This is a genomic window from Pseudomonas sp. GW822-FHT03F04, assembly GCF_058801405.1.
Map to the genome: position 1 here is coordinate 1 of NZ_JBXANF010000009.1, position 22783 is coordinate 22783.

The window sequence follows — 22783 nt, forward strand, 5'->3', positions numbered from 1 at the left end:
AAGACGGTCTGCGTTTCGCTATCCGTGAAGGCGGTCGTACCGTCGGCGCTGGCGTCGTAGCCAAAATCATCGAGTAATCTCTTTTTTGAGATAGCTTTGATGAGTTGAAAAAGCCCCCGCTTAGCGGGGGCTTTTTTATTGGGTTGACACCTATCTGGGGCGTCTATAGAATTGCGCCTCCTTTTAACGGGCGTATTGCGCCCGGTGGGAATAGCAGCCGGAGTCTGAAATCCAATGCAAAATCAGCAAATCCGTATCAGGTTGAAGGCTTTTGACCATCGCCTGATCGACCAATCAACCCAGGAAATCGTGGAAACCGCGAAACGTACTGGTGCTCAAGTGCGTGGTCCAATTCCACTGCCTACCCGTAAAGAGCGGTTTACCGTTCTGGTTTCCCCGCACGTCAACAAAGACGCGCGTGACCAGTACGAAATCCGCACTCATAAGCGCGTTCTGGACATCGTCCAGCCAACGGATAAAACCGTTGATGCACTTATGAAGCTTGATCTTGCGGCCGGTGTGGAAGTGCAGATCAGCCTCGGCTAAGACTCGGTCTTAGTCGTGTAACGCTCTGAAATGGGCGGCCATAGCGGGTGAAAGCCCCGTACACTCATGAGGTTTACAACATGACTATTGGTGTAGTCGGTCGTAAAGCGGGTATGACCCGTATTTTCACCGAAGAAGGTGTCTCCATTCCGGTCACGGTCATTGAGATCGAGCCGAATCGCGTCACCCAGTTCAAAACTGAAGAAACCGATGGCTATCGTGCAGTGCAAGTCACTGTCGGCGAGCGTCGTGCTTCCCGTGTAACAGCTGCTCAGGCTGGCCACTTCGCTAAAGCGAACGTTGCCGCTGGTCGTACCGTAATGGAATTCCGCCTTGAAGAAGGCGAGTACCAGGCCGGCGATCTGATCAACGCTGAAATCTTCGCCGCTGGTCAACTGGTTGATGTAACCGGTCAGTCCAAAGGTAAAGGCTTCCAGGGTACGATCAAGCGTTGGAATTTCCGCGGGCAAGATAACACCCACGGTAACTCCGTATCCCACCGCGTCCCAGGCTCTATCGGCCAGTGCCAGACTCCTGGTCGTGTATTCAAGGGCAAAAAAATGTCCGGTCATATGGGCGCTGAGCGCGTGACCGTGCAGTCCCTGGAAGTAGTGCGCGTGGACGCTGAACGCAATCTGTTGTTGGTCAAGGGTGCTGTTCCTGGCGCTACTGGCGGCAACCTGGTTGTACGTCCAGCAGCCAAGGCTCGCGGTTAAGGGGAAGCTGACATGCAATTAAATGTAAATGACGCTCAAGCGATCGAAGTTTCCGAACTGACATTTGGCGGCGAGTTCAACGAGACGCTGGTTCACCAAGCAGTCGTGGCCTACATGGCCGGCGGCCGTCAAGGTAGCAAGCAGCAAAAGACCCGTTCCGACGTTCGTGGTGGCGGTAAGCGCCCATGGCGTCAGAAAGGTACTGGCCGTGCTCGTGCCGGTACTATCCGTAGCCCAATCTGGCGCGGCGGCGGCACCACTTTCGCAGCTCGTCCACAAGATCACTCCCAGAAGCTGAACAAGAAGATGTACCGCGCAGCAATGCGTTCCATCCTTGCTGAGCTGGTGCGTACTGATCGTCTGGTTGTGGTTCAGGATTTCGCAGTTGAAACTCCGAAAACCAAAGACCTGCTGGGCAAACTGAACAACATGAGCCTGACCGACGTTCTGATCGTGTCGGACGCTGTTGATCAGAACCTGTACCTGGCTGCTCGCAACCTGCCACACGTAGATGTACGTGACGTGCAAGGTTCCGATCCAGTTAGTCTGATCGCATACGACAAGGTGTTGATCACCGTGTCGGCCGTGAAGAAATTCGAGGAGCTGCTGGGATGAACCAGGAACGCGTATTTAAAGTTCTGCTTGGCCCGCACGTTTCCGAGAAGGCTACGGTTCTGGCAGACAAGAAAGGCCAGTTCGTTTTCAAGGTTGCTACTGACGCAACCAAGCTGGAAATCAAGAAGGCCGTCGAAAGCCTGTTCAGCGTGAAAGTTGAGCGTGTTACTACCCTGAATGTTCTGGGTAAGAGCAAGCGCACCGCTCGCGGTCTGGGCAAGCGTAATGACTGGAAGAAGGCAGTTATCTCCCTTCAGCCAGGCCAAGATCTCGATTTCAGCAGCAGTGCTGAGTAAGGAAGGGGTGCATCATGGCAATCGTTAAATGCAAACCGACTTCCCCTGGCCGCCGTTTTGTGGTCAAGGTGGTCAACCAGGAGCTGCATAAAGGCGCTCCTCACGCACCGCTGCTCGAGAAAAAATCGAAGTCTGGTGGTCGTAACAACAATGGCCGTATTACCACTCGTCACATCGGTGGTGGTCATAAGCAGCATTATCGTCTGGTCGACTTCCGTCGCAACGACAAAGATGGCATCGCTGCCACTGTCGAGCGTATCGAATACGATCCAAACCGTACTGCTCACATCGCTCTGCTGCTGTACGCAGATGGCGAGCGTCGCTACATCATCGCCCCTAAAGGCGTGAGCGCTGGCGACCAGCTGATCGCAGGTGCTCTGGCACCGATCAAGCCGGGCAACGCTCTGCAACTGCGCAACATTCCAGTTGGTAGCACCGTACACGGCATCGAACTGAAGCCAGGTAAAGGCGCACAAATCGCTCGTTCCGCTGGTGCTTCGGCTCAGCTGATCGCTCGTGAAGGCGTTTACGTGACCCTGCGTCTGCGTTCCGGTGAAATGCGTAAAGTACTGGCTGAATGCCGTGCGACCCTGGGCGAAGTCTCGAACTCCGAGCACAGCCTGCGTTCGCTGGGTAAAGCTGGTGCCAAGCGCTGGCGTGGCGTTCGCCCAACCGTTCGTGGTGTTGCCATGAACCCGGTTGACCACCCACATGGTGGTGGTGAAGGTCGTACCTCTGGTGGTCGTCATCCGGTATCGCCATGGGGCTTCCCGACTAAGGGCGCGAAGACTCGTGGTAATAAGCGTACCGACAAAATGATCGTCCGTCGTCGCAAGTAAATAGAGGGATACGACAGTGCCACGTTCTCTGAAAAAAGGTCCTTTTATTGATCTTCACCTACTGAAGAAGATCGAAGTGGCGGCGGAAAAGAACGATCGCAAACCAATTAAGACTTGGTCGCGTCGTTCGATGATCCTGCCACAAATGGTCGGTCTGACCATCGCAGTACACAACGGTCGTCAGCACGTCCCAGTTCTCGTTAACGAAGACATGGTCGGCCACAAACTGGGCGAGTTCGCCGGTACCCGCAACTATCGCGGGCACGTGGCAGACAAGAAAGCCAAGCGTTAAGGGGTAAGGAAATGGAAGTAGCCGCTAAGTTGTCGGGCGCTCGAATCTCCGCCCAGAAAGCCCGCTTGGTCGCCGACCAGATCCGCGGGAAGAAGGTGGGCGAAGCGCTCAACCTGTTGGCTTTCAGCAGTAAGAAAGCCGCCGAGATCATGAAAAAAGTGCTGGAGTCGGCCGTAGCCAACGCCGAGCATAACGAAGGCGCAGATGTTGATGACCTGAAGGTCAGCACCGTTTTCGTCAACGAAGGGCGTTCGCTGAAGCGCATCATGCCACGTGCCAAAGGCCGTGCTGATCGCATCGTCAAGCGGTCTTGCCATATCACTGTCAAGGTTGCTGACAAGTAACGGAGTCGAAGAGATGGGTCAGAAAGTACATCCCATTGGCATTCGCCTGGGAATCGTCAAGGAGCACACCTCCGTCTGGTACGCAGACGGTCGGACTTATGCGGACTACTTGTTCGCTGATCTGAAGGTGCGTGAATACCTCCAAGACAAACTAAAAAGCGCGTCCGTAAGCCGTATCGATATCCATCGTCCGGCCCAAACTGCACGCATCACCATCCACACCGCTCGTCCAGGTATCGTTATCGGGAAGAAAGGTGAAGATGTTGAGAAACTGCGTCAGGACCTGACCAAGCAAATGGGTGTGCCTGTGCACATCAATATCGAAGAGATCCGCAAGCCGGAACTCGACGGTATGCTGGTTGCGCAGAGCGTAGCTCAGCAGCTGGAGCGTCGCGTAATGTTCCGTCGCGCTATGAAGCGCGCTGTACAAAACGCCATGCGCATTGGTGCCAAAGGCATCAAAATCCAAGTGAGCGGTCGTCTCGGCGGTGCTGAAATCGCACGTACTGAATGGTATCGCGAAGGTCGTGTGCCACTGCACACCCTGCGTGCCGACATCGACTATGCCAACTACGAAGCTCACACCACTTACGGTGTGATCGGTGTAAAGGTTTGGATCTTCAAGGGCGAAGTAATTGGTGGTCGCCAAGAAGAACTGAAACCACAAGCACCAGCGCCTCGTAAAAAAGCTGCTAAGTAAGGGGTACGCCAAATGTTGCAACCAAAGCGTACGAAGTTCCGCAAGCAGATGACCGGCCACAACCGTGGTCTGGCACTGCGCGGTAGCAAAGTCAGCTTCGGCGAGTTCGCGCTGAAGTCTGTAGCTCGTGGTCGTCTCACCGCTCGTCAGATCGAGTCAGCGCGTCGTGCTCTGACCCGTCACGTAAAACGTGGCGGCAAGATCTGGATCCGTGTATTCCCGGACAAGCCGATCTCCAAGAAACCTCTCGAGGTTCGTATGGGTAAAGGTAAGGGTAACGTGGAGTACTGGGTTGCCCAGATTCAGCCAGGCAAAGTCCTGTATGAAATCGAGGGTGTTTCTGAAGAGCTGGCGCGTGAGGCTTTCGCCCTGGCTGCTGCAAAGCTGCCGCTCGCCACCTCCTTTGTTAAACGGACGGTGATGTGATGAAAGCGAATGAACTTCGTGAAAAATCCGCACAGCAGCTGAACGAGCAACTGCTCGGCTTGCTGCGCGACCAGTTCAATCTGCGTATGCAGAAAGCAACTGGCCAGTTGGGGCAGTCTCATCTGCTCTCGCAAGTTAAGCGTGACATCGCTCGCGTGAAGACTGTGCTCAACCAGCAGGCAGGTAAGTGATCATGGCTGAAGCCGAAAAAACTGTCCGTACGCTGACTGGCCGTGTTGTCAGCGACAAGATGGACAAAACCATCACCGTTCTGATCGAGCGTCGCGTTAAGCACCCGATCTACGGTAAATACGTTAAGCGTTCGACTAAGCTGCACGCGCACGACGAAACCAATCAGTGCCACATCGGCGACAAAGTCACTATTCGTGAAACTCGTCCGATGGCCAAGACCAAGTCTTGGGCGCTGGTTGATGTTCTCGAACGCGCTGTGGAAGTCTAAGGGCTAGGGGTCGGAGAAATTATATGATTCAGACTCAATCCATGCTCGATGTGGCCGATAACAGCGGCGCTCGCCGCGTTATGTGCATCAAGGTGCTGGGTGGCTCCCATCGTCGTTACGCTGGTATCGGTGACATCATCAAAGTTACCGTGAAGGAAGCAATTCCTCGCGGTAAGGTGAAAAAAGGCCAAGTGATGACTGCTGTTGTAGTCCGCACTCGTCACGGCGTACGTCGTGCTGATGGCTCCATTATCCGCTTTGATGGCAACGCTGCTGTTCTTCTGAACAACAAGCAAGAGCCGATCGGCACCCGTATCTTTGGGCCAGTGACCCGTGAACTTCGTACTGAGAAGTTCATGAAGATCGTCTCGCTCGCCCCAGAAGTGCTGTAAGGAGATCCGACATGCAAAAGATTCGTCGTGACGACGAGATCATCGTGATCGCCGGCAAAGACAAAGGTAAGCGCGGTAAGGTGCTGAAGGTTCTTGCTGACAACCGTCTGGTTGTTGGTGGTCTGAACCTGGTCAAGCGTCATACCAAGCCTAACCCGATGTCGGGCGTACAGGGCGGTATCGTCGAGAAAGAAGCGCCACTGCACGCTTCTAACGTCGCCATCTTCAACGGCGAAACCAACAAGGCTGACCGCGTTGGTTTCAAAGTAGAAGACGGTAAAAAAATTCGTGTCTTCAAGTCGACCCAAAAAGCGGTTGATGCTTGAACACTGCTAGGTAGAAGACCATGGCACGACTAAAAGAGATTTACCGGAAGGAAATCGCTCCGAAACTTAAGGAAGAACTTAAGCTTTCGAACGTGATGGAAGTTCCGCGCGTTACCAAAATCACCCTGAACATGGGTCTGGGCGAAGCGATCGGCGACAAAAAAGTCATCGAGCACGCTGTTGCTGACCTGGAAAAGATCACCGGCCAGAAAGTCGTTGTGACCTACGCTCGCAAATCCATCGCTGGCTTTAAAGTCCGTGAAGGTTGGCCGATCGGCGTCAAAGTGACCCTGCGCCGTGAGCGTATGTACGAGTTCCTGGATCGTCTGCTGTCGATCTCCCTGCCTCGGGTTCGCGACTTCCGCGGCCTGAATGCCAAGTCCTTCGATGGTCGTGGCAACTACAGCATGGGCGTGAAAGAGCAGATCATTTTCCCGGAAATCGACTACGACAAGATCGATGCTCTCCGCGGTCTGGACATTACCCTGACCACCACTGCCAAGAACGATGATGAAGGCCGCGCTCTGCTGCGTGCTTTCAAATTCCCGTTCCGCAACTGATTGGAGTAGGAAAATGGCCAAGAAGAGCATGAAAAACCGTGAGCTGAAGCGTCAGCTCACCGTTGCCAAGTACGCCACCAAGCGTGCAGCGCTGAAAGCTATCATCGTTGATCTGAACGCAAGTCCAGAAGCGCGTTGGGAAGCTACCGTAGCTCTGCAGAAGCAGCCACGTGACGCAAGCGCTTCGCGCATGCGTAACCGCTGCCGCCTGACTGGTCGTCCGCACGGCGTTTACCGCAAGTTCGGCCTGGGCCGTAACAAGCTGCGTGAAGCTGCAATGCGTGGTGACGTTCCAGGTCTGGTTAAAGCCAGCTGGTAATTGCTGTCAAAGTCTCGATGGTCGGGTTCGCAAGAACCTGACCATCGGTGGCCTTGAACATGAATCAAGCCCCTTTTGGGGCTTGATTCATTTCTGGGGTATGTCTAGAATGACCGGCTCGCCTGAGCCCGTGTTTTTTATGCCCGGAATTTCTCGGCGACAAGTAGTAGCCGCAAGGCTAATTTTTCTGTATTAGGAGCGTCTAGCCCATGAGTATGCAGGACCCGTTAGCGGACATGCTAACTCGAATCCGTAATGCCCAGATGGCTGAAAAGTCCGTCGTAAGCATGCCTTCTTCCACGTTGAAGGTGGCTGTAGCTAAAGTCCTGAAGGACGAAGGTTACATCGCGGGTTATCAGATCAGCAGCGAAACAAAACCACTGCTGTCTATCGAGCTGAAATATTTCGAAGGCCGTCCGGTCATCGAAGAAGTCAAGCGCGTTAGCCGTCCAGGCCTGCGTCAGTACAAGTCCGTCGAAGATCTGCCAAAAGTACGTGGCGGTCTCGGTGTGTCTATCGTCTCCACCAACAAAGGTGTGATGACTGATCGTGCTGCGCGCGCTGCCGGTGTCGGCGGCGAAGTTCTTTGCACTGTGTTCTAAGGGGGGATAAGCATGTCTCGCGTCGCTAAGAACCCCGTTAAGCTGCCAGCCGGTGTCGAAGTCAAATTCGCAGGCCAACAGCTTTCGGTGAAGGGTGCCAAGGGCACTCTCGAACTGAACGTCCATTCGTCCGTTGAGATCGTTGAAGAAGCCGGTGAGCTGCGTTTTGCTGCTCGCAATGGCGATCAACAAACTCGCGCAATGGCCGGTACCACTCGTGCGTTGGTTAACAACATGGTCCAGGGCGTAAGCCAAGGCTTCGAGCGCAAGCTCCAGCTGGTCGGTGTTGGTTACAAAGCGCAAGCAAAAGGCACAGTGCTGAACCTGGCTCTTGGCTTCTCGCACCCAGTGGATTATGAACTGCCGGAAGGCATCACCGCTGAGACCCCTAGCCAGACCGATATCCTGATCAAGGGCATCGACAAGCAGCTGGTAGGTCAAGTGGCCGCCGAGATCCGCGACTTCCGTCCACCAGAGCCGTACAAAGGCAAAGGTGTGCGCTACGCGGACGAAGTCGTCCGTCGTAAAGAAGCCAAGAAGAAGTAGGGCATAGCAAATGACCGACAAAAAAGTTACTCGACTGCGTCGCGCTCGCAAAGCACGCCTGAAAATGCACGAACTCGAAGTCGTGCGTCTCTGCGTGTTCCGCTCGTCGCAGCACATCTACGCCCAGGTCATTTCGGCCGACGGCAACAAAGTCCTGGCAAGCGCCTCGACTTTGGATAAAGAACTGCGTGATGGCGCCACTGGCAACATCGACGCGGCCACTAAGGTTGGCCAGCTGGTCGCTACGCGTGCTAAGGCCGCTGGCGTCTCGCAGGTGGCTTTCGACCGCTCTGGCTTCAAGTACCACGGCCGCGTTAAAGCGCTGGCTGATGCTGCTCGTGAAGCTGGGCTGGAGTTCTAAGTTATGTCAAATAACGACCAAAAGCGCGACGAAGGCTACATTGAGAAGCTGGTTCAAGTTAACCGCGTAGCCAAAACCGTTAAAGGCGGCCGTATCTTCACTTTCACCGCGTTGACCGTGGTTGGTGATGGTAAAGGGCGTGTTGGCTTCGGCCGTGGCAAGTCGCGTGAAGTGCCTGCTGCGATCCAGAAGGCAATGGAAGCTGCTCGCCGCAACATGATCCAGGTTGATCTGAACGGCACCACTCTGCAGTACGCAATGAAGTCCGCTCACGGCGCTTCGAAGGTGTACATGCAGCCTGCTTCTGAAGGTACCGGTATCATCGCTGGCGGCGCTATGCGTGCTGTCCTCGAAGTTGCTGGCGTTCAGAACGTTCTGGCCAAGTGCTACGGCTCGACTAACCCTGTAAACGTGGTTCACGCCACTTTCAAGGGTCTGAAGGCTATGCAGTCTCCTGAGTCCATCGCAGCCAAGCGTGGCCTGCGTGTTGAGGAGATCAAGTAATCATGGCTACCGTTAAAGTTACGCTGATCAAAAGCATGACCGGCCGCATCCCTAACCACAAACTGTGCGTTAAGGGTCTGGGTCTGCGTCGCATCGGTCACACTGTAGAAGTCCAGGATACTCCCGAGAATCGCGGGATGATCAACAAGGCTTACTACATGCTGCGTGTCGAGGGTTAATCGATGAAACTCAATGATCTGAGTCCAGCGCCGGGTTCCCGTCGCGAAAAGCATCGTCCGGGCCGTGGTATCGGTAGTGGTTTGGGTAAGACTGGTGGCCGTGGTCACAAAGGTCAGACCTCCCGCTCCGGTGGCACTATTGCTCCAGGCTTTGAAGGCGGTCAACAGCCGCTGCATCGTCGCCTGCCGAAGTTCGGTTTCGTTTCCCTGAAGGCCATGGACCGCGCAGAAGTGCGTCTGTCCGAGCTGGCTAAAGTGGAAGGCGACATCGTCACCGTGCAGTCCCTGAAAGATGCCAACGTGATCAACGTCAACGTACAGCGTGTGAAAATCATGCTGTCCGGTGAAGTGACTCGCGCTGTCACTATCGGCAAGGGAATCGGCGCCACCAAAGGTGCGCGTGCGGCTATCGAAGCAGCTGGCGGCAAGTTCGAGGAATAAATGGCTAAGCAAGGTGCTCTCTCTGCGCTCGGCAAAGGCGGTATGTCTGAACTCTGGGCTCGTCTGCGTTTTCTGTTCCTGGCGATTATCGTCTACCGAATAGGCGCACACATCCCGGTTCCAGGTATCAACCCGGACCGACTCGCGGACCTGTTTCGACAGAATGAGGGGACCATTCTTAGCTTGTTCAACATGTTTTCCGGCGGCGCGCTGGAGCGGATGAGCATTTTTGCACTGGGGATCATGCCGTACATTTCGGCATCGATCATCATGCAACTGATGACCGCCGTCAGCCCGCAGCTGGAGCAGTTGAAGAAGGAAGGTGAAGCTGGCCGTCGCAAGATCAGCCAGTACACCCGCTACGGCACCGTCGTCCTCGCTCTCGTCCAGGCCATTGGCATGTCCATTGGTCTGGCGGGGCAGGGCGTTGCGTTCACTGGTGACTTTGGCTTCCATTTCGTCGCGGTATCCACTTTTGTGGCTGGTGCGATGTTCATGATGTGGCTGGGTGAGCAGATTACTGAGCGTGGTGTAGGCAACGGTATCTCGATGTTGATTTTTTCGGGTATCGTCGCCGGTCTTCCGAGAGCAATCGGGCAGTCTTTCGAGTCTGCGCGTCAGGGTGATATCAACATCTTCGCCTTGGTTGCCATCGGTTTGCTGGCAGTAGCGATTATCGGTTTCGTGGTGTTCATTGAGCGTGGTCAGCGTCGTATCGCCGTTCACTACGCCAAGCGTCAGCAAGGCCGCAAGGTTTTCGCTGCGCAGACTAGCCACTTGCCGCTGAAGGTGAACATGGCCGGTGTTATTCCGGCTATTTTCGCGAGCAGCATTTTGCTGTTCCCGGCTTCGCTGGGTGCCTGGTTCGGTCAGTCTGAAGGTATGGGCTGGTTGCAGGACATCTCGCAGTCGATCGCTCCTGGTCAGCCGTTGAATATTCTGCTGTTTAGTGCAGGGATTATTTTCTTCTGCTTCTTCTATACGGCGTTGATGTTCAATCCGAAAGACGTAGCGGAAAACCTGAAGAAGTCCGGTGCCTTTATTCCGGGCATCCGTCCAGGTGAGCAGTCCGCGCGCTACATTGATGGCGTTCTGACTCGCTTGACCATGTTCGGTGCTCTTTACATGACGGCCGTGTGCCTGTTGCCCCAGTTCCTGGTGGTTGCAGCAAACGTTCCGTTCTACCTTGGCGGGACCTCGTTGCTGATCGTGGTCGTGGTTGTGATGGACTTCATGTCCCAAGTACAATCGCACCTCGTTTCGCACCAGTACGAATCCCTGATGAAGAAAGCCAACCTGAAGGGTTACGGCAGCGGCATGTTGCGCTGAGTACCCATAAGGTTCGAGGAGTTGGTGATGAAAGTTCGTGCATCGGTGAAAAAGCTGTGCCGTAACTGCAAGATTATTCGCCGCGAAGGTGTTGTTCGAGTAATTTGCAGCGCGGAACCGCGTCACAAACAGCGCCAAGGCTGAGTGTGATTGTGCTTCAAGCCCGGCAGCTAGTGCGCTGCCGGGTTGATTATTTGTTATTACAGCGATATTATCTCGCGCCCTATTTCTTGGCTTCCGGGGCGTAGGTAGCTGTCAATTGGAGTCCCACTGAATGGCCCGTATTGCAGGCGTTAACATTCCAGATAACAAGCATACTGTTATCTCGCTGACCTACATCTATGGTGTTGGTCGCACTACTGCACAGAAGATTTGTGCAGAGACTGGGGTAAACCCAGCCGCAAAGATCAAGGATCTGAGCGACGAGCAGATTGAACAGCTGCGTGGCGAAGTGGCGAAGTTCACCACTGAAGGTGACCTGCGTCGCGAAATCAACATGAAAATCAAGCGCTTGATGGACCTCGGTTGCTATCGCGGTCTGCGTCATCGTCGTGGTCTGCCAGTACGCGGTCAGCGTACCAAGACCAACGCGCGTACCCGTAAAGGTCCGCGTAAGCCGATCCGCAAGTAATCGCCCCAGCGAATCGACAGGAATTTAATCATGGCAAAACCTGCTGCTCGTCCTCGTAAAAAAGTTAAAAAGACAGTGGTTGATGGCATCGCCCACATCCATGCTTCTTTTAACAACACCATCGTGACCATTACCGACCGTCAAGGTAACGCTCTTTCCTGGGCTACCTCCGGTGGTTCGGGTTTCCGCGGTTCCCGCAAGTCCACCCCGTTCGCTGCTCAAGTAGCTGCTGAGCGTGCTGGTCAAGCTGCGCTGGAATACGGCCTGAAAAACCTCGACGTGAACGTCAAGGGTCCAGGTCCAGGTCGTGAATCCGCAGTCCGCGCTTTGAACGGCTGTGGCTACAAGATCGCCAGCATCACCGACGTGACGCCAATCCCGCACAACGGGTGCCGTCCGCCGAAGAAGCGCCGCGTGTAATCCAGGAGATTGTAAAGAATGGCTCGTTACATTGGTCCAAAATGCAAACTCGCTCGTCGCGAAGGCACCGATCTCTTCCTGAAGAGCGGCGTGCGCGCGATCGAATCGAAGTGCAACATTGAAGCAGCACCTGGTATCCACGGCCAACGCCGCGGTCGCCAGTCCGACTACGGCACCCAACTGCGTGAAAAGCAGAAGGTCCGTCGTATCTACGGCGTTCTCGAGCGTCAATTCAGCGGCTACTACAAAGAAGCTGCTGGCAAGAAAGGTGCAACCGGTGAAAACCTGCTGCAACTGCTCGAATGCCGTCTGGACAACGTCGTATACCGTATGGGCTTTGGTTCGACTCGTGCCGAATCCCGTCAGTTGGTATCGCACAAGTCGATCAGCGTTAACGGTCAGACCGTAAACGTTCCTTCGTACCAGGTTCGTGCTGGTGACGTGGTCGCTGTTCGCGAGAAAGCAAAAAATCAACTTCGCATTGTCCAAGCTCTCGATCTGTGTGCTCAACGTGGCCGCGTAGAGTGGGTAGAAGTAGACACTGAGAAGAAGTCGGGCGTTTTCAAGAACGTTCCTGCTCGCAGTGATCTGTCCGCCGACATCAACGAAAGCCTGATTGTCGAGCTCTACTCCAAGTAAGGGCTAGAAAATAGGTGCATCCATGCAGATTTCGGTAAATGAGTTCCTGACACCCCGCCATATTGATGTGCAGGTTGTCAGTCCAACCCGCGCCAAGATCACTCTCGAGCCTCTCGAGCGTGGTTTCGGCCACACCCTGGGCAACGCGCTGCGCCGCATCCTGTTGTCCTCAATGCCCGGCTGCGCAGTAGTCGAGGCCGAGATTGACGGTGTGCTCCACGAGTACAGCGCCATCGAAGGTGTACAGGAAGACGTAATTGAAATCCTGTTGAACCTTAAAGGTCTGGCTATCAAGCTGCACGGCCGTGACGAAGTTACGCTGACCTTGTCGAAGAAGGGTTCGGGGGTGGTTACCGCTGCCGATATTCAGCTGGATCATGATGTCGAGATCGTTAATCCCGATCACGTAATCGCTAACCTGGCGTCTAACGGCGCCCTGAACATGAAGCTCACCGTAGCTCGTGGTCGTGGTTATGAACCAGCAGACTCGCGTCAGAGCGATGAAGACGAAAGCCGCAGCATCGGTCGCTTGCAGCTTGACTCTTCGTTCAGCCCGGTTCGCCGTATCGCATACGTGGTGGAAAACGCCCGTGTCGAACAGCGTACCAACCTGGACAAGCTGGTTATTGATCTGGAAACCAACGGTACTCTGGATCCTGAAGAGGCTATCCGTCGTGCTGCAACCATCCTGCAACAGCAGTTGGCTGCGTTCGTCGACCTCAAAGGTGACAGTGAGCCAGTGGTTGTCGAGCAGGAAGACGAGATCGATCCGATCCTGCTTCGCCCGGTTGACGATCTGGAACTGACTGTACGTTCGGCTAACTGCCTTAAGGCGGAAAACATCTATTACATCGGTGACCTGATCCAGCGCACCGAAGTAGAGCTGTTGAAGACTCCGAACCTGGGCAAGAAATCCTTGACTGAAATCAAGGACGTTCTGGCCTCCCGCGGTCTGTCCCTCGGCATGCGCCTCGACAACTGGCCGCCTGCAAGTCTTAAGAAGGACGACAAGGCGACTGCCTGATCGTCGTAATCACCGAACGTAGTGTTTGGTAAGGAATGAACCATGCGTCATCGTAAAAGTGGTCGCCACCTGAGCCGCACCAGCTCGCACCGCAAGGCCATGTTCCAAAACATGGCAGTGTCGCTGTTCGAGCACGAGCTGATCAAAACTACTCTGCCAAAAGCCAAAGAACTGCGCCGCGTTGCCGAGCCGCTGATCACTCTGGCCAAGACAGACAGCGTTGCTAACCGTCGTCTGGCTTTCGACCGTACTCGTTCGAAAGCTATCGTTGGTAAGCTCTTCAACGACCTGGGCAAGCGTTACGCTACCCGTGAGGGTGGCTACCTGCGCATCCTCAAGTGCGGTTTCCGCGCTGGCGACAACGCGCCTATGGCGTACGTCGAACTGGTTGATCGTGCTGTCGGCGGTGAAGCTGTATCCGCTGAGTAAGACGTCAGTCTGAAACAAAAAACCGGGCCTAGTGCCCGGTTTTTTGTGCCCGCAAGAAATGCGCGGTTCGTACAAGCTTCTACCCTGTTTGTGTCTGCACTATGTGTGGGGATTTATCGTTAGCTTTTTTCTATTGATGACCATGAGTTAATGAATTTGTGGCTGTCATGTTGATGATCGATACTCCCCAACAAGCCGATTAGCCGGCAGTTCAAGACTGACAGAGGAAGAAGATCGCATGAGCCAGAACAAGACGCTTACGACTGCCAGCGGCGCGCCAGTCGCCGATAACCAGAACTCCCGCTCTGCCGGGCCGCGTGGTCCGTTGCTGCTCGATGACTTTCACTTGATCGAGAAGCTTGCCCATTTCAACCGTGAAAACATTCCTGAGCGCCGCGTGCACGCCAAGGGCTCGGGCGCCTACGGTACTTTCACCGTCACTCGCGATATCACGCAGTACACCAGCGCCAAACTGTTCTCTGCGGTGGGTAAGCAGACGCCGACTTTCCTGCGATTCTCTACGGTTGGCGGTGAGCGTGGTTCCGCTGACACTGAGCGCGACCCTCGTGGTTTCGCACTGAAGTTCTACACCGAAGAAGGCAACTGGGACATCGTCGGCAACAACACGCCAGTGTTCTTCATTCGTGATCCGCTGAAATTCCCCGACTTTATCCACACCCAGAAACGCCTGCCGCAGAGCAATCTGAAAAGTGCGCAGATGATGTGGGATTTCTGGTCGCACTCGCCTGAGGCACTGCACCAGGTCACCATTCTGTTTTCTGACCGAGGTATTCCTGACGGCTACCGCCACATGCACGGCTTCGGCAGTCACACCTATAGCTTGATCAGTGCGCAAGGCGAACGTCATTGGGTGAAGTGGCACTACAAAACCAAGCAAGGGATCAAGAACCTTGCGCCGGCAGATGCGGCACGCCTGGCGGGTACCGATCCTGATTACGCGCAACGTGATCTGTTCGAGGCCATTGAGCGCGGCGACTTCCCGAAATGGAGCGTGTGCATCCAGATCATGACCGAAGCCCAGGCCGCAGCACATTACGAGAACCCGTTTGACGTGACCAAGACCTGGTCGCAGAAGGAGTTCCCGCTGATCGAAGTCGGAGAGCTGGAGTTGAATCGCAACCCGCTGAACTACTTCGCCGAAGTCGAGCAAGCTGCATTCGGCCCGAGCAACATGGTCCCGGGTGTTGGTCTTTCGCCGGATCGCATGCTGCAAGGTCGCGTGTTTGCCTACGCCGATGCGCATCGCTATCGCGTAGGCACCAATCACCAGCAACTGCCGGTGAACGCCCCACGCAGTCCAGTGAATACCTACCAGCGTGATGGTTCGATGGCTTTTGGCAGCAACGGTGGTGCGACGCCTAACTACGAGCCGAACAGCTACGTAGAGTCGCCAAAGCAGGCGCCGCATTACGCTGAGCCTGCGCTGGCCTTGAGTGGCGCGGCTGATCGCTACGATCACCGCGAAGACACCGACTACTACAGCCATGCCGGTGCGCTGTTCCGTTTGATGAGCGACGAACAGAAAGCGCTGTTGGTCAGCAACATTGCCGGTGCGATGACGGGTGTTTCGAGTGATGTCGTCGACCGCCAGTTGCAGCATTTCTACAAGGCCGACCCGGCGTATGGAGAAGCAATCGCAAAGCTGCTCAACGTACAGCTTAACGAAGTCTAAACGAGAAGCAGAACCGCCCTCATTATGGCGGTTTTTGCGTGATTTAACCTGCTTTTCTCAGAATATCTTCGCTTTTATTGCGCGAAGTGAGTGACCTCGCAGTCAGGTTGGTTCAAACTACAGACTTTCAAGAAGGGAGATGTAGGGCGATGCAAGGCCACCCAGACGTTATCGATTACCTCAACACGTTGCTGACCGGCGAACTGGCCGCGCGTGACCAATATTTCGTTCACTCGCGGATGTATGAGGACTGGGGATTCACCAAGCTCTACGAACGAATCAACCACGAGATGGAAGAAGAAGCCGGTCATGCTGACGCTTTGATGCGCCGCATTCTGATGCTGGAAGGCACACCGCGCATGCGTCCGGATGACCTGGACGTCGGCACCACGGTGGAGACCATGCTCGAAGCGGATCTGCGCCTTGAGTACAAGGTGCGTGCCGCGCTGTGCAAAGGCATTGAGCTGTGCGAAAAGAATGGCGACTACGTAAGCCGCGACATCCTCAAGCTTCAGTTGCACGACACCGAAGAAGACCACACCTACTGGCTAGAAAAGCAGTTGGGCCTGATCAAGCTGATCGGCATTCAGAACTACCTGCAATCTCACACATCCTGATTGCGTCAGATACAAAAAAGCCCCTGTCACTGGTGAAGTGACAGGGGCTTTTTCATGCCTGGCAATCAGGCTCGATCGCGGATCAGCAGCGGCTTGAGGTAATGGCCAGTGTGAGATTGCTTCATCTCGGCCACTTCCTCCGGTGTGCCGGTGGCGATGATCTGTCCACCTTTTGAACCCCCTTCGGGGCCTAGGTCCACCAGCCAGTCGGCCGTCTTGATCACGTCGAGGTTGTGCTCGATCACCACCACGGTGTTGCCGTGGTCACGCAGGCGATGCAGCACGTCGAGCAGTTGCTGGATGTCCGCGAAGTGCAGGCCTGTGGTCGGCTCATCGAGTATGTACAAGGTCTTGCCGGTATCGCGCTTCGACAGCTCGCGAGACAGCTTGACCCGCTGGGCCTCACCGCCGGACAGCGTGGTCGCCGACTGACCGAGCTTGATGTACGACAGACCCACATCCATCAGTGTTTGCAGCTTGCGCGCGAGCGCCGGCACCGCGTCGAAGAACTCCCGCGCTTCCTCGATGGTCATCTCGAGGGTTTCGTGGATGCTCTTGCCCTTGTATTTGATCTCCAGGGTTTCGCGGTTGTAGCGTTTGCTCTTGCACACGTCGCACGGTACGTAGATGTCCGGCAGAAAGTGCATTTCCACCTTGATCAGGCCGTCGCCCTGGCAAGCCTCGCAGCGACCGCCCTTGACGTTGAAGGAGAAGCGCCCCGGGCCATAACCACGGGAGCGGGACTCGGGCACGCCGGCGAACAGTTCGCGGATTGGCGTGAACAGTCCCGTGTAGGTCGCCGGGTTGGAGCGCGGTGTACGACCGATAGGGCTTTGGTCGATATCCACGACCTTGTCCAGATGCTCCAGGCCCTTGATGCTGTCGTGGGCTGCCGCTTCCAAAGTGGTTGCGCCATTGAGTGCCGTGGCGCTCAGCGGGAACAGTGTGTTGTTGATCAGCGTCGACTTGCCCGATCCGGAGACGCCAGTCACGCACGTCAGCAGGCCGATCGGGATCTCCAGGTCGACGTTGCGCAGATTGTTGCCGCGTGCGCCCTTGAGCGACAGCACCTGTTTCTTGTTGCGCGGCGTGCGCTTGGCCGGCACTTCGATCTTGACCCGGCCCGACAGGTATTTACCGGTCAGCGAGTCAGGGTGTGCCATGACTTCGGCCGGCGTGCCTTCGGCGACGATCTGCCCGCCATGAACGCCGGCGCCCGGGCCGATATCGACCACGTAATCTGCCAGTCGGATCGCGTCTTCGTCGTGCTCGACCACGATCACGGTGTTGCCGATGTCGCGCAGGTGCTTGAGGGTGCCGAGCAGACGATCGTTGTCGCGCTGGTGCAGGCCGATGGACGGTTCGTCGAGAATGTACAGGACACCGACCAGGCCGGCGCCGATCTGGCTGGCCAGACGGATCCGCTGGGCTTCGCCGCCGGACAATGTGTCGGCACTGCGATCCAGCGACAGGTAATCCAGCCCCACGTTGACCAGGAACTGCAGACGCTCGCGGATCTCCTTGAGGATCTTGTCGGCGATCTCACCGCGCCGGCCAGTCATCTTCAGCTCGCCGAAGTAGTCGCAGGCATCGCCGATCGGCAGGTTGGTCACCGCCGGCAAGGTTTTCTCGCCCACCCACACATGCCGAGCTTCGCGACGCAAACGGGTACCACGGCAGTCCGGGCAGGACTGGGTGCTGAGGAACTTCGCCAGTTCCTCACGCACGCTGGCCGATTCGGTTTCGCGGTAACGACGCTCCAGGTTCGGCACGATGCCTTCGAACGGGTGCGAGCGTTTGACGATGTCGCCCCGGTCATTGAGGTATTTAAAATCGACGTTCTGCGAGCCACTGCCGTGCAGGATGAACTTCTGCTGATCGGCCGGCAGTTCGTTGAACGGTTGCTCCAGGCTGAAGCCGTAATGCGCAGCCAGCGAGCCGAGCATCTGGAAGTAATAGACGTTGCGCCGGTCCCAGCCGCGAATCGCGCCCTCGGCCAGCGTGAGTTCGCCGTTGACCAGGCGCTTGATGTCGAAGAACTGCTTCACGCCCAGACCATCGCAGGTCGGGCAGGCGCCGGCCGGGTTGTTGAAGGAAAACAGCTTGGGTTCCAGCTCGCTGATCGCATGGCCGCAGATCGGGCAGGCGAAGCGCGCGGAGAAGATCATCTCTTCGCCCGGCTCGTCGTCCATCGGTGCTACCAGGGCGATGCCGTCGGCCAGCTTCAACGCGGTCTCGAAGGATTCGGCCAGACGCTGCTGCAGGTCGGCGCGCACCTTGAAGCGGTCGACCACGACTTCGATCGTGTGCTTCTTCTGTTTATCCAGTTTCGGCAGCTCGTCCAGCTCGCAGAGCCGACCGTTGACCCGGGCCCGGACGAAGCCCTGTGCACGCAGCTCTTCGAATACCGAAAGGTGCTCGCCCTTGCGCTCACGGATCACCGGGGCCAGCAGCATCAGTTTGCTGCCTTCCGGCTGAGCCAGCACCAGGTCGACCATCTGACTGACGGTCTGGGCTTCCAGCGGGATGTCGTGATCCGGGCAGCGCGGTGTGCCGACGCGTGCGTAGAGCAGACGCAGGTAGTCGTAGATTTCGGTGATGGTGCCGACCGTGGAGCGCGGGTTGTGCGAGGTCGACTTCTGTTCGATGGAGATCGCCGGCGACAGACCTTCGATGGTGTCGACGTCGGGTTTTTCCATCATCGACAGGAACTGCCGGGCATAGGCCGACAGGGATTCGACATAGCGGCGCTGACCTTCGGCGTACAGCGTGTCGAAGGCCAGGGACGACTTGCCGGATCCGGACAGGCCGGTGATGACGATCAGTTTGTCCCGTGGCAGGGTCAGGTCGATGTTCTTCAGGTTGTGGGTACGGGCCCCACGTATCAGGATCTTGTCCAAAGTGGCCTCGCTCGGCGGGCGTCGAAAACACAGGAGTATACGGCCAAATACTGGATGGATGCACACTATCAAATGAAGGGATTTCTGCCTTACATGAAGAGAGTTTCATCTGTACGTGGCAAAGCGTCGCGATATACCCCGTCTTTCGATGGGACTGGTAGAATCGCCGCCGGTTCACACGAGGTTTTTCCATGCACGATCCCCACAGCGAACGCATGAGTGGCAGCGAGACCCGCGCGGCGAGCGGTCTGGCCCTGGTGTTCGCCTTCCGTATGCTTGGCATGTTCATGGTGCTGCCGGTACTGGCGACCTATGGCATGGATCTGGCGGGAGCGACCCCGGCCCTCATCGGGCTGGCGATTGGCGCTTACGGCTTGACCCAGGCGATTTTCCAGATCCCGTTCGGGATCATTTCCGACCGCATAGGCCGTCGCCCGGTGATTTACCTGGGGCTGATCGTCTTCGCCCTCGGCAGTGTGCTGGCGGCCCAGGCCGACTCGATCTGGGGCGTGATTGCCGGCCGGGTCCTGCAGGGCGCCGGCGCTATTTCCGCGGCGGTCATGGCGTTGCTGTCCGATCTGACTCGCGAACAGCACCGCACCAAAGCGATGGCCATGATCGGCATGACCATCGGCCTGTCGTTCGCCGTGGCCATGGTGGTCGGTCCGCTGCTGACCCGCGCATTCGGTCTGTCCGGCCTGTTCCTCGCCACTGGCGGGATGGCACTGGTCGGCATCGTGATCGTGATGTTCATGGTGCCGAAGTCCACCGGGCCGCTGAGTCATCGTGAGTCCGGCGTGGCGCGTCAGGCGTTGATGCCGACGCTCAAACACCCGGACCTGCTGCGGCTGGACCTGGGCATTTTTGTGTTACATGCGATGTTGATGTCGAGCTTCGTCGCGCTGCCCCTGGCCCTGGTCGAAAAGGCCGGTCTGCCCAAGGAACAGCACTGGTGGGTCTACCTCACAGCCTTGCTGATCTCGTTCTTCGCCATGATCCCGTTCATCATCTACGGCGAGAAGAAACGCAAAATGAAACGAGTTTTGCTCGGCGCCGTGATGACGCTGATGCTCACTGAGCTATTCTTCTGGCAGTTCGGTGACAGCCTGCGGGCTCTGGTGATCGGGACGGTGGTGTTCTTCACCGCGTTCAATCTGCTGGAAGCTTCGCTGCCGTCGCTGATCAGCAAGGTTTCACCGGCAGGTGGCAAAGGCACGGCCATGGGCGTGTACTCCACCAGCCAGTTCCTCGGTTCTGCACTCGGCGGGATTCTCGGCGGCTGGATGTTCCAGCATGGCGGTCTGTCGGTTGTGTTCCTCGGATGTGCCGGGCTGGCTGCACTTTGGCTGGCCTTTGCTGTTACCATGCGCGAACCTCCCTACGTGACGAGCCTGCGCCTGCCGTTGTCGCCCGAAGCGATCCGCGAAGCGGGTCTGGTCGAGCGCCTCAAGGCCCTCGTAGGGGTAACTGATGCAGTCATAGTCGCTGATGAAGCGGCGATCTACATCAAACTGGACACCGAATTAATGGATCGCACCACTCTTGAGCGCCTGGTGAACAACCCGGCGCAGACTGCGTGCGAAGCCTAGGAGAACGTTATGGCCCGTGGGGTTAACAAAGTCATTCTGGTCGGTACTTGCGGCCAGGATCCCGAAGTACGCTACCTGCCCAACGGTAACGCCGTGACCAACCTGAGTCTGGCGACCAGCGAGCAGTGGACCGACAAGCAGACCGGTCAGAAGGTCGAGAAGACCGAGTGGCACCGTGTATCGATGTTCGGCAAGGTTGCCGAAATCGCCGGCGAATACCTGCGCAAGGGTTCGCAGGTGTACATCGAAGGCAAGCTGCAGACCCGTGAGTGGGAAAAAGACGGTATCAAGCGTTACACCACCGAAATCGTGGTCGACATGCAAGGCACCATGCAACTGCTGGGCGGCCGTCCACAACAGGGCGACCAACAAGGCGGTGGCAACAGCTATCAGCAGCAGGCTCCACGCCAACAGGCTCCGCGTCCGCAGCAGTCGGCACCTCAGCAGCGTCCGGCCCCGGCTCCACAGCAGGCCGCACCGCAACCGGCTCCGGATTTCGACAGCTTCGATGACGATATCCCGTTCTGATTGAAGCGCCCGAACCCCTTCCGGTTTGCATTCGAAGCCCCCGCATTGCGGGGGCTTCGTCGTTTCTGGCGTCGTAAACATCTTTTGGATGATCGTGAACTGACTGATCGGTCCCGGCAGTCAGGGCAATAAAGTTTCGCGTAGAGTCTTGAAGGCCGCGGCAAGCCAATCCATGATCGGTCCGGCGCTTTCGAGCCCGTCCATTTTGCAAGAGCGGGCTCCCCGGCGTCGGGTGTCAGTTCCACCACAAGAACAAGAGAAAACAATGAGCAGTAGCAAGAACAAGGAAATCGAGTACCTGCGCGGCGTGGCTATCCTGATGACGGTGTTTGCTCACAGCTCGCTGTTACTGCCGTTCCATGCCGAGTTCATGGAAAAGCTGTTCAACGTCTATTCCCCTTGGTCGGGGGTGGATCTGTTTTTCTGTATTTCAGGTTTTGTCGTCAGCAAGGCCTATCTCGACTATTTCGACAAGAACCGCGAGCAAAACCGGTTCGGCCTCGCCGCCACTTCATTCTGGATTCGTCGCGCTTATCGTCTGCTGCCTACGGCGTGGCTGTGGGTACTGATCCCGTTGGCGTTTTCGATCTTTTTCAACCAGTCGAATGCCTTCCAGTCGTGGTTCGAGAATCTGCGCAGCTTCACCGCCGTCGCGACGTTCACGGGGAATCTGGCGAACCAGTACGGTGTACTGCTGGGGCCGAACTCGGTGTACTGGAGCCTGGCGCTGGAGGAGCAGTTTTACTTCATTTTCCCGCTGTTCCTGCTGCTGATCACCTCCACGCGCTGGCGGGTGATTACCCTGATCGCGCTGATTGCCGTGCAGTTCCCCTTCAATCGCTATGCGTTTGGCGGGCCATTGGCCGGCATGCTGTTCTCGTTCCGTCTGGATGCGATGATGTGGGGCATTTTGCTGTGCCTGTTCACGCGCACATCGCTGTACAAGGACATTGAACCCACGGCATTGGGGGCCAGCTTGTTCAAGCGGCTGGCGCTCACGCTGTTCCTGCTTTACATGCTCGGTGCCATTGCCGGTCAGATGGTCGCCATGCCGATCGCGGTGGGGCTGATCGCAATCAATGCGTTGATTCTCGTCTGGCTTTCCAGCTACCAGAAGGGCTACATCTACTGCCCGGCGATTTTGAGTGGGCTCGGGCAATGGCTGGGGTCGCGCTCGTATGCCTTGTACGTTGTGCATATGTTCGCCTACCACCTGAGCACCGAGATCTGGAGCCGGGTGGCCAGCGAACGGGGTGTCGCGTTGGGTGCGGAGTTCACCGTGCCGATGTTGCTGACCTCGTTTGCAATCATGCTGGTGTGCAGCGAGTTGAACTATCGTTTTGTCGAAACCCCATTGCGTCGTCGCGGTGCGGAAATCGCACGCCGGAGAATGGTCGGGGTCAGCACCGTCGAGCCGGTCAAGGAAAAGCGAGCGTCCGAGGTGCCGGTGCGTACGACCGAATTGTCGTAACCGATGCCGGAAACGAAAAACCCGTAGCGCGCAAACGCTACGGGTTTTT

35 protein-coding genes are annotated in these 22783 nt (G+C 56.5%); 34 read left to right on the forward strand and 1 reads right to left on the reverse strand.

The genetic code is table 11. The features are described from left to right. From AC1RMX_RS20920 to bfr, 31 genes are all read left to right on the forward strand, one after another. The coding region (locus AC1RMX_RS20920) for an EF-Tu C-terminal domain-related protein (protein WP_223268883.1) at positions 1–77 on the forward strand (77 nt) is incomplete at its 5' end. A gap of 157 nt (positions 78–234) precedes the next feature. Then, on the forward strand, positions 235–546 hold the full coding sequence (gene rpsJ, locus AC1RMX_RS20925) for a 30S ribosomal protein S10 (protein ID WP_003186070.1): 312 nt from the start codon (positions 235–237) through the stop codon (positions 544–546). Between the two features lie 80 nt (positions 547–626). After that, positions 627–1262, forward strand: coding sequence for a 50S ribosomal protein L3 (gene rplC, locus AC1RMX_RS20930; protein ID WP_007955641.1), 636 nt, complete (start codon positions 627–629; stop codon positions 1260–1262). Between the two features lie 12 nt (positions 1263–1274). Beyond that, positions 1275–1877 carry a 50S ribosomal protein L4 gene (gene rplD, locus AC1RMX_RS20935; RefSeq protein ID WP_003228735.1) on the forward strand — a complete coding sequence of 201 codons (603 nt, stop codon included), beginning with the start codon at positions 1275–1277 and terminating at the stop codon, positions 1875–1877. After that, positions 1874–2173 carry a 50S ribosomal protein L23 gene (rplW, locus tag AC1RMX_RS20940; RefSeq protein ID WP_002555488.1) on the forward strand — a complete coding sequence of 100 codons (300 nt, stop codon included), beginning with the start codon at positions 1874–1876 and terminating at the stop codon, positions 2171–2173. Before rplD ends, rplW begins: the two co-directional genes overlap by 4 nt. 14 nt (positions 2174–2187) lie before the next feature. Next, positions 2188–3012 (forward strand): 50S ribosomal protein L2, encoded by an 825-nt coding sequence (rplB, locus tag AC1RMX_RS20945; RefSeq protein WP_003186055.1) that lies wholly within the window; start codon positions 2188–2190, stop codon positions 3010–3012. Between the two features lie 16 nt (positions 3013–3028). Further along, positions 3029–3304: a 30S ribosomal protein S19 gene (rpsS, locus tag AC1RMX_RS20950; RefSeq protein ID WP_011336172.1), complete on the forward strand. Its 276-nt coding sequence runs from the start codon at positions 3029–3031 to the stop codon at positions 3302–3304. A gap of 11 nt (positions 3305–3315) precedes the next feature. Continuing rightward, complete coding sequence (gene rplV, locus AC1RMX_RS20955; RefSeq protein ID WP_003103908.1) at positions 3316–3648, forward strand: 50S ribosomal protein L22; 333 nt, start codon at positions 3316–3318, stop codon at positions 3646–3648. Between the two features lie 13 nt (positions 3649–3661). After that, positions 3662–4348, forward strand: a complete 687-nt coding sequence (gene rpsC, locus AC1RMX_RS20960) for a 30S ribosomal protein S3 (protein ID WP_003176422.1) — start codon at positions 3662–3664, stop codon at positions 4346–4348. A 12-nt stretch (positions 4349–4360) separates the two neighbouring features. Continuing rightward, on the forward strand, positions 4361–4774 hold the full coding sequence (gene rplP / locus AC1RMX_RS20965; protein WP_003228729.1) for a 50S ribosomal protein L16: 414 nt from the start codon (positions 4361–4363) through the stop codon (positions 4772–4774). Then, positions 4774–4965 carry a 50S ribosomal protein L29 gene (gene rpmC, locus AC1RMX_RS20970; protein ID WP_002555481.1) on the forward strand — a complete coding sequence of 64 codons (192 nt, stop codon included), beginning with the start codon at positions 4774–4776 and terminating at the stop codon, positions 4963–4965. Before rplP ends, rpmC begins: the two co-directional genes overlap by 1 nt. Before the next feature lie 2 nt (positions 4966–4967). Then, positions 4968–5234: a 30S ribosomal protein S17 gene (rpsQ, locus tag AC1RMX_RS20975; RefSeq protein ID WP_003194644.1), complete on the forward strand. Its 267-nt coding sequence runs from the start codon at positions 4968–4970 to the stop codon at positions 5232–5234. Between the two features lie 23 nt (positions 5235–5257). Then, the gene (gene rplN / locus AC1RMX_RS20980; protein ID WP_002555479.1) at positions 5258–5626 is read left to right on the forward strand and encodes a 50S ribosomal protein L14; all 369 of its coding nucleotides are present in this window, start codon (positions 5258–5260) and stop codon (positions 5624–5626) included. A gap of 11 nt (positions 5627–5637) precedes the next feature. Beyond that, a complete protein-coding gene (gene rplX / locus AC1RMX_RS20985) occupies positions 5638–5952 on the forward strand; it encodes a 50S ribosomal protein L24 (protein WP_003186046.1) in 315 nt (104 codons plus the stop codon). 20 nt (positions 5953–5972) lie between these two features. Then, positions 5973–6512: a 50S ribosomal protein L5 gene (gene rplE / locus AC1RMX_RS20990; protein WP_003210069.1), complete on the forward strand. Its 540-nt coding sequence runs from the start codon at positions 5973–5975 to the stop codon at positions 6510–6512. A gap of 13 nt (positions 6513–6525) precedes the next feature. After that, entirely contained in the window at positions 6526–6831 is a 306-nt protein-coding gene (gene rpsN / locus AC1RMX_RS20995) for a 30S ribosomal protein S14 (RefSeq protein WP_003228726.1), read from the forward strand. A gap of 209 nt (positions 6832–7040) precedes the next feature. Continuing rightward, on the forward strand, positions 7041–7433 hold the full coding sequence (rpsH, locus tag AC1RMX_RS21000) for a 30S ribosomal protein S8 (protein WP_003228724.1): 393 nt from the start codon (positions 7041–7043) through the stop codon (positions 7431–7433). A gap of 12 nt (positions 7434–7445) precedes the next feature. Then, entirely contained in the window at positions 7446–7979 is a 534-nt protein-coding gene (rplF, locus tag AC1RMX_RS21005; RefSeq protein ID WP_025129400.1) for a 50S ribosomal protein L6, read from the forward strand. 10 nt (positions 7980–7989) lie between these two features. Next, on the forward strand, positions 7990–8340 hold the full coding sequence (gene rplR, locus AC1RMX_RS21010; protein ID WP_003186037.1) for a 50S ribosomal protein L18: 351 nt from the start codon (positions 7990–7992) through the stop codon (positions 8338–8340). A gap of 3 nt (positions 8341–8343) precedes the next feature. After that, the gene (rpsE, locus tag AC1RMX_RS21015; RefSeq protein ID WP_007955637.1) at positions 8344–8844 is read left to right on the forward strand and encodes a 30S ribosomal protein S5; all 501 of its coding nucleotides are present in this window, start codon (positions 8344–8346) and stop codon (positions 8842–8844) included. 2 nt (positions 8845–8846) lie between these two features. Next, the gene (gene rpmD / locus AC1RMX_RS21020) at positions 8847–9023 is read left to right on the forward strand and encodes a 50S ribosomal protein L30 (RefSeq protein ID WP_003176408.1); all 177 of its coding nucleotides are present in this window, start codon (positions 8847–8849) and stop codon (positions 9021–9023) included. Positions 9024–9026: 3 nt separating this feature from the next. Then, positions 9027–9464, forward strand: coding sequence for a 50S ribosomal protein L15 (gene rplO, locus AC1RMX_RS21025; protein ID WP_003228720.1), 438 nt, complete (start codon positions 9027–9029; stop codon positions 9462–9464). After that, positions 9465–10793, forward strand: coding sequence for a preprotein translocase subunit SecY (gene secY, locus AC1RMX_RS21030; protein ID WP_003228718.1), 1329 nt, complete (start codon positions 9465–9467; stop codon positions 10791–10793). Between the two features lie 27 nt (positions 10794–10820). Continuing rightward, on the forward strand, positions 10821–10937 hold the full coding sequence (gene rpmJ / locus AC1RMX_RS21035) for a 50S ribosomal protein L36 (protein WP_002555468.1): 117 nt from the start codon (positions 10821–10823) through the stop codon (positions 10935–10937). A 130-nt stretch (positions 10938–11067) separates the two neighbouring features. After that, positions 11068–11424 carry a 30S ribosomal protein S13 gene (rpsM, locus tag AC1RMX_RS21040; protein ID WP_009045849.1) on the forward strand — a complete coding sequence of 119 codons (357 nt, stop codon included), beginning with the start codon at positions 11068–11070 and terminating at the stop codon, positions 11422–11424. 30 nt (positions 11425–11454) lie between these two features. Beyond that, positions 11455–11844: a 30S ribosomal protein S11 gene (rpsK, locus tag AC1RMX_RS21045; protein WP_002555466.1), complete on the forward strand. Its 390-nt coding sequence runs from the start codon at positions 11455–11457 to the stop codon at positions 11842–11844. An 18-nt stretch (positions 11845–11862) separates the two neighbouring features. Continuing rightward, on the forward strand, positions 11863–12483 hold the full coding sequence (gene rpsD / locus AC1RMX_RS21050; protein WP_003176404.1) for a 30S ribosomal protein S4: 621 nt from the start codon (positions 11863–11865) through the stop codon (positions 12481–12483). 22 nt (positions 12484–12505) lie between these two features. Next, the gene (locus tag AC1RMX_RS21055; RefSeq protein ID WP_003186012.1) at positions 12506–13507 is read left to right on the forward strand and encodes a DNA-directed RNA polymerase subunit alpha; all 1002 of its coding nucleotides are present in this window, start codon (positions 12506–12508) and stop codon (positions 13505–13507) included. Positions 13508–13549: 42 nt separating this feature from the next. Continuing rightward, positions 13550–13936, forward strand: coding sequence for a 50S ribosomal protein L17 (gene rplQ, locus AC1RMX_RS21060; protein WP_007955635.1), 387 nt, complete (start codon positions 13550–13552; stop codon positions 13934–13936). A 238-nt stretch (positions 13937–14174) separates the two neighbouring features. Continuing rightward, positions 14175–15629, forward strand: coding sequence for a catalase (locus AC1RMX_RS21065; RefSeq protein WP_493072920.1), 1455 nt, complete (start codon positions 14175–14177; stop codon positions 15627–15629). 149 nt (positions 15630–15778) lie between these two features. Continuing rightward, the gene (bfr, locus tag AC1RMX_RS21070) at positions 15779–16246 is read left to right on the forward strand and encodes a bacterioferritin (protein WP_085733015.1); all 468 of its coding nucleotides are present in this window, start codon (positions 15779–15781) and stop codon (positions 16244–16246) included. A gap of 65 nt (positions 16247–16311) precedes the next feature. On the opposite strand, the gene uvrA is transcribed toward bfr, so the two are convergent. Continuing rightward, positions 16312–19146, reverse strand: coding sequence for an excinuclease ABC subunit UvrA (gene uvrA / locus AC1RMX_RS21075; protein WP_096820724.1), 2835 nt, complete (start codon positions 19144–19146; stop codon positions 16312–16314). A gap of 191 nt (positions 19147–19337) precedes the next feature. On the opposite strand from uvrA, the gene AC1RMX_RS21080 reads away from it, so the two are divergent. The 3 genes from AC1RMX_RS21080 to AC1RMX_RS21090 all read left to right on the forward strand — a co-directional run bounded on the left by AC1RMX_RS21080 (position 19338) and on the right by AC1RMX_RS21090 (position 22734). After that, positions 19338–20735, forward strand: coding sequence for an MFS transporter (locus AC1RMX_RS21080; protein WP_457381299.1), 1398 nt, complete (start codon positions 19338–19340; stop codon positions 20733–20735). A 9-nt stretch (positions 20736–20744) separates the two neighbouring features. Continuing rightward, positions 20745–21263 (forward strand): single-stranded DNA-binding protein, encoded by a 519-nt coding sequence (locus AC1RMX_RS21085; protein ID WP_096820726.1) that lies wholly within the window; start codon positions 20745–20747, stop codon positions 21261–21263. Positions 21264–21528: 265 nt separating this feature from the next. Next, on the forward strand, positions 21529–22734 hold the full coding sequence (locus AC1RMX_RS21090) for an acyltransferase family protein (protein WP_096820727.1): 1206 nt from the start codon (positions 21529–21531) through the stop codon (positions 22732–22734). Positions 22735–22783: the final 49 nt, after the last annotated feature.

Excerpts from the sequence above, each read along its gene's own strand:
- rpsM (WP_009045849.1), top strand. The coding sequence starts at position 11,068 with ATGGCCCGTATTGCAGGCGTTAACATTCCAGATAACAAGCATACTGTT.
- rpsN (WP_003228726.1), top strand. The coding sequence starts at position 6,526 with ATGGCCAAGAAGAGCATGAAAAACCGTGAGCTGAAGCGTCAGCTCACC.
- rplR (WP_003186037.1), top strand. The coding sequence starts at position 7,990 with ATGACCGACAAAAAAGTTACTCGACTGCGTCGCGCTCGCAAAGCACGC.
- rplN (WP_002555479.1), top strand. The coding sequence starts at position 5,258 with ATGATTCAGACTCAATCCATGCTCGATGTGGCCGATAACAGCGGCGCT.
- rpsH (WP_003228724.1), top strand. The coding sequence starts at position 7,041 with ATGAGTATGCAGGACCCGTTAGCGGACATGCTAACTCGAATCCGTAAT.
- rplO (WP_003228720.1), top strand. The coding sequence starts at position 9,027 with ATGAAACTCAATGATCTGAGTCCAGCGCCGGGTTCCCGTCGCGAAAAG.
- rplC (WP_007955641.1), top strand. The coding sequence starts at position 627 with ATGACTATTGGTGTAGTCGGTCGTAAAGCGGGTATGACCCGTATTTTC.
- AC1RMX_RS21080 (WP_457381299.1), top strand. The coding sequence starts at position 19,338 with ATGCACGATCCCCACAGCGAACGCATGAGTGGCAGCGAGACCCGCGCG.
- rplV (WP_003103908.1), top strand. The coding sequence starts at position 3,316 with ATGGAAGTAGCCGCTAAGTTGTCGGGCGCTCGAATCTCCGCCCAGAAA.
- AC1RMX_RS21090 (WP_096820727.1), top strand. The coding sequence starts at position 21,529 with ATGAGCAGTAGCAAGAACAAGGAAATCGAGTACCTGCGCGGCGTGGCT.
- rplQ (WP_007955635.1), top strand. The coding sequence starts at position 13,550 with ATGCGTCATCGTAAAAGTGGTCGCCACCTGAGCCGCACCAGCTCGCAC.
- secY (WP_003228718.1), top strand. The coding sequence starts at position 9,465 with ATGGCTAAGCAAGGTGCTCTCTCTGCGCTCGGCAAAGGCGGTATGTCT.
- rpmD (WP_003176408.1), top strand. The coding sequence starts at position 8,847 with ATGGCTACCGTTAAAGTTACGCTGATCAAAAGCATGACCGGCCGCATC.
- bfr (WP_085733015.1), top strand. The coding sequence starts at position 15,779 with ATGCAAGGCCACCCAGACGTTATCGATTACCTCAACACGTTGCTGACC.
- rplE (WP_003210069.1), top strand. The coding sequence starts at position 5,973 with ATGGCACGACTAAAAGAGATTTACCGGAAGGAAATCGCTCCGAAACTT.
- rplF (WP_025129400.1), top strand. The coding sequence starts at position 7,446 with ATGTCTCGCGTCGCTAAGAACCCCGTTAAGCTGCCAGCCGGTGTCGAA.
- rpmJ (WP_002555468.1), top strand. The coding sequence starts at position 10,821 with ATGAAAGTTCGTGCATCGGTGAAAAAGCTGTGCCGTAACTGCAAGATT.
- rplB (WP_003186055.1), top strand. The coding sequence starts at position 2,188 with ATGGCAATCGTTAAATGCAAACCGACTTCCCCTGGCCGCCGTTTTGTG.
- rpsJ (WP_003186070.1), top strand. The coding sequence starts at position 235 with ATGCAAAATCAGCAAATCCGTATCAGGTTGAAGGCTTTTGACCATCGC.
- rpsK (WP_002555466.1), top strand. The coding sequence starts at position 11,455 with ATGGCAAAACCTGCTGCTCGTCCTCGTAAAAAAGTTAAAAAGACAGTG.
- rpsC (WP_003176422.1), top strand. The coding sequence starts at position 3,662 with ATGGGTCAGAAAGTACATCCCATTGGCATTCGCCTGGGAATCGTCAAG.
- AC1RMX_RS21055 (WP_003186012.1), top strand. The coding sequence starts at position 12,506 with ATGCAGATTTCGGTAAATGAGTTCCTGACACCCCGCCATATTGATGTG.
- rpmC (WP_002555481.1), top strand. The coding sequence starts at position 4,774 with ATGAAAGCGAATGAACTTCGTGAAAAATCCGCACAGCAGCTGAACGAG.
- rpsQ (WP_003194644.1), top strand. The coding sequence starts at position 4,968 with ATGGCTGAAGCCGAAAAAACTGTCCGTACGCTGACTGGCCGTGTTGTC.
- rplD (WP_003228735.1), top strand. The coding sequence starts at position 1,275 with ATGCAATTAAATGTAAATGACGCTCAAGCGATCGAAGTTTCCGAACTG.
- AC1RMX_RS21065 (WP_493072920.1), top strand. The coding sequence starts at position 14,175 with ATGAGCCAGAACAAGACGCTTACGACTGCCAGCGGCGCGCCAGTCGCC.
- rplX (WP_003186046.1), top strand. The coding sequence starts at position 5,638 with ATGCAAAAGATTCGTCGTGACGACGAGATCATCGTGATCGCCGGCAAA.
- rpsD (WP_003176404.1), top strand. The coding sequence starts at position 11,863 with ATGGCTCGTTACATTGGTCCAAAATGCAAACTCGCTCGTCGCGAAGGC.
- rplW (WP_002555488.1), top strand. The coding sequence starts at position 1,874 with ATGAACCAGGAACGCGTATTTAAAGTTCTGCTTGGCCCGCACGTTTCC.
- rplP (WP_003228729.1), top strand. The coding sequence starts at position 4,361 with ATGTTGCAACCAAAGCGTACGAAGTTCCGCAAGCAGATGACCGGCCAC.
- rpsE (WP_007955637.1), top strand. The coding sequence starts at position 8,344 with ATGTCAAATAACGACCAAAAGCGCGACGAAGGCTACATTGAGAAGCTG.
- AC1RMX_RS21085 (WP_096820726.1), top strand. The coding sequence starts at position 20,745 with ATGGCCCGTGGGGTTAACAAAGTCATTCTGGTCGGTACTTGCGGCCAG.